Source organism: Heyndrickxia sporothermodurans (assembly GCF_003055045.1).
Lineage (GTDB): Bacteria > Bacillota > Bacilli > Bacillales > Bacillaceae_C > Heyndrickxia > Heyndrickxia sporothermodurans.
In genome coordinates this window covers 1-3,115 of sequence record NZ_NAZB01000081.1, presented here as the reverse complement: position 1 = coordinate 3,115, position 3,115 = coordinate 1, and the positions used below count along the sequence as shown (strand labels likewise).

The 3,115-nt window shown below is 38.2% G+C and carries 4 protein-coding genes; all 4 read right to left on the bottom strand.

What is annotated here, in order from left to right; all coding sequences use genetic code 11:
• Positions 1-14: 14 nt before the first annotated feature.
• Positions 15-275 carry a DUF5348 domain-containing protein gene (locus tag B5V89_RS19140; RefSeq protein ID WP_066233683.1) on the bottom strand — a complete coding sequence of 87 codons (261 nt, stop codon included), beginning with the start codon at positions 273-275 and terminating at the stop codon, positions 15-17.
• Positions 272-1,072: an ExeA family protein gene (locus tag B5V89_RS19135; RefSeq protein WP_108073572.1), complete on the bottom strand. Its 801-nt coding sequence runs from the start codon at positions 1,070-1,072 to the stop codon at positions 272-274. Before B5V89_RS19135 ends, B5V89_RS19140 begins: the two co-directional genes overlap by 4 nt.
• Positions 1,065-2,327 carry a DDE-type integrase/transposase/recombinase gene (locus tag B5V89_RS19130; RefSeq protein WP_107920604.1) on the bottom strand — a complete coding sequence of 421 codons (1,263 nt, stop codon included), beginning with the start codon at positions 2,325-2,327 and terminating at the stop codon, positions 1,065-1,067. Before B5V89_RS19130 ends, B5V89_RS19135 begins: the two co-directional genes overlap by 8 nt.
• Positions 2,328-2,459: 132 nt before the next feature.
• A complete protein-coding gene (locus B5V89_RS20810; protein ID WP_107920603.1) occupies positions 2,460-2,990 on the bottom strand; it encodes a DUF6431 domain-containing protein in 531 nt (176 codons plus the stop codon).
• Between the last annotated feature and the right edge of the window lie 125 nt (positions 2,991-3,115).

The window sequence follows — 3,115 nt, the reverse complement described above, 5'->3', positions numbered from 1 at the left end:
TAAAGAGAAATCCCCTAAAAAGGGGAATCTACTGGTATATAATCGTGCTTTTCTATTTTAATCTTATATATTTCATCTATGTGAAGGATAAAGCTAACATCATAATCTAAAGTAATAAACCAATCCAAATCCTTTTGTAAATGTGTCCGAAAGTACTTGTTTCGAATACGAAGCTCAAACGAATCGCCCTGACCCATCCAGTATGCTTGTTGCCCAATCCAGACTCTCCACTCTTGGTCGCGATGGTCAAATACTAATATCCCCCGTGATATCATAAACTGCTGTCCTCTATAGCCAACCTTACGATTTCTTCGTCAATTTGTTCCTTCTTTAACTGCGATCCAAACAGTAGACTATTGATTGTGAGTTTGTTGATGACACGTGGCCATCCTTGAGAACGTAAGGCAATGGCTTCTATTGCTGATTCGGTAAAGATGGGCATCTTCGCCCCAGCTATTTTCATATGATGATCGATGTATTTTGCTACTTCCTCCCTTGATAATGGCTGTATTTCAAATTTCGCGATTACTCTTTGAGAAAGCGGACGATGGTGAGTTAAGGTTAATCGCGTCTTTAAATGTGGCAACCCCGCCATAATTAAGATAAATGGGTTTATAGAATCCATTTGAAAATTAAATAAAATTGCTATATCCTGTAAAAAAGCATCTTTTGCCATATGCATTTCATCTAATATAAACACGGGAGTAATTTTTCGTTCTCCTGCCATTCGCTCAATCCCTTGTTGAATTTGCCGAAAAAGATCTACCTTACGAAACTTCGGCTCTTCTCCTAGGCCATAGACTAATCCTCGATAAAAATCCATTACACCGCCTGTTGAAAGGGGGAAATAGACGACATGATAGAGGGAAGGATTCAATGATTCCTTAAAAGTACGCAAGGTAAATGTTTTTCCTGCTCCAGGGTCTCCCGTAATAAGTCCAATTCCTTTTGATTGCTGTAAATACTTTAATGCGCTCAATGCCCCATGATAATCCGATGAAGGAAAAGCGTCTGAAGGTCGTAAATCCTTTGAAAAAGGAGTTTGGGCTAAGGAATAAAAAGATTTATACATGATCTCGTTCCTCCTTCTGTTCTTCTACTTGAGATACTGAAAAGGGAGAACGGACTCGTTTTACATATGCATTATCCTTCATAGATACAGGCGTGGCTTCTGCTACCTTCTTATCATCTTCAAATATATAGACCCCATGTTCATCCAATCGCACATCGATGGAGGATCCTATAAAACGAGAAGGAACTTCGTAAAGGTGCTTATTCAACGTAATGGTCGAATCCGCCTTTACCTTTCGTTGTTCCCGTTTCAAGAAGATGGTGTCCAGAATGGATGGATCCTCCAGATAGGTGATATTTTCAAGTTGTGCGTGAAACATTTCATGTGGGGTTCTTCCTTCTAAGGACGCATGTACCCTTCGATGATAATCTTCTTCTAACCAACGCCAAAACCTTTCATTTAATTCCTCTAGTGAATGAACTGGGTTGGCCTGCAATAAAGGATAAAACCTTGTTTGAACGGTTTTAAAGAACCTTTCAATTTTCCCTTTGCTTTGAGGATCATACGGTTGTGTGTGAGCCAGAGTGATTCCAAGCTGAGCACACGCATATTGAAGCGTTTCGGATCGATAGATCTTGCCATTATCCGCATAAATAATGGTTGGTTTTCCTCTTCTGATTAACGCCTCTTTGGTTACGACTCTTAATCCATCGAATTTCTCGGATGAGAAGAACTCTGCATACGGAACTAGGCGCGAACAGTCATCAATATAAGCAATCAAATAAGTTTTTTTGCTTTTTCCATTGATCCGAACGTATGGGCCATGGGATAAATCGGCCTGCCATAATACATTTACTTTGTCATGGGCGAACCTTTTTCGTTCCGGGCTTGCCACGATACTTTTCCCTACAAGATTGTGTTTTTTGAGTAATCGGTTTATAGTAGAGTAAGATATTTGTTTTTTTGTGATCTCTCCTTTCTCCAGAAGTTGTTCGTAGAAGACACTGACTGGCATATGGAGAGATTTTTTTCGTATTTCAAGAATTTGATCTAGATCATCGGGTGATAGTCTTCTAGAATTCCCTCGATCCATCCGTTTTTTCGGCTTTAGTGCTTCAAATCCATTTCGTTGATAATGAAGCAGCCATTCTTTTATTGTTTTTACGGCAATTTTCCGTTCTCCGTAATAAGGAATAGAATGAATTTTCCCCTCTAATCCTTTCAAATATTCATTTGAATCAATTTGTCCATTAAATAATGGGGCAATGAGCCCATATCGAAATAAAGCTACTTGTTCACGTTCTTTTTCATTCATGGAATCTTCCTCCTTTTAATAGAAGGACAACCGGTTATCCATGATTCCATTCTACTTTCTCCGACATTTTATGACGATGAAAAAAGTATGTGGGATGAATAATATTTTCATATCTCTCCATTTTTGATAGAATTAATTTGCCATAAGGTATTTTGAAAAATGACCCCAGCTCCTTCGTAAGAAGGGTGATTCGCCAAAATCAAGGATCATTTTCATATATTTTATGGCTTCCTTTTTTATATCACCTGACATTCCGATCACTCGCCCTAGACTAACAAAGAAACTATGGACCCAATTCACATTCTTAAGATAACGATTCAGATGAAACTTTAGTAGCTGACGGCTGCCATTTGATTTTTTCCCCTCCAGATTTTGAAGAACCCGCCCTAAAATAGTATGTATAGTATGTTGGTAGTACGGAATAAGAAAATCAGGAAGAATCGAAAAATTCGCTTCACAGTGTAAACATTTCATACGACAAATTGGGATTCTAATAGAAAACTCCTCCGTAACCGCATACCGCCAGTAATAACCGTTCCGATGTAGATTTCCAGGAGAGGGGCATTTACAGTTTGGGCACTCTTCAAACAAAGGAAATTCGTTCTTTTTTCCCTTTGCCTCATACTCTATTAATTCAATACCAAAATCATGCGGAATGATCATAAAAAAACTCCTCCCAACTAATATGCAAAAAATTTAGCACATTCTGTCGGAGAAGTATATAGATTAATCTGGAGGAATTTGAAAAAAATATTTGGTTTTTGGAGGAAATAAAGTGGCTATTTACA

Excerpts from the sequence above, each read along its gene's own strand:
- B5V89_RS19140 (WP_066233683.1), bottom strand. The coding sequence starts at position 275 with ATGATATCACGGGGGATATTAGTATTTGACCATCGCGACCAAGAGTGG.
- B5V89_RS19135 (WP_108073572.1), bottom strand. The coding sequence starts at position 1,072 with ATGTATAAATCTTTTTATTCCTTAGCCCAAACTCCTTTTTCAAAGGAT.
- B5V89_RS19130 (WP_107920604.1), bottom strand. The coding sequence starts at position 2,327 with ATGAATGAAAAAGAACGTGAACAAGTAGCTTTATTTCGATATGGGCTC.
- B5V89_RS20810 (WP_107920603.1), bottom strand. The coding sequence starts at position 2,990 with ATGATCATTCCGCATGATTTTGGTATTGAATTAATAGAGTATGAGGCA.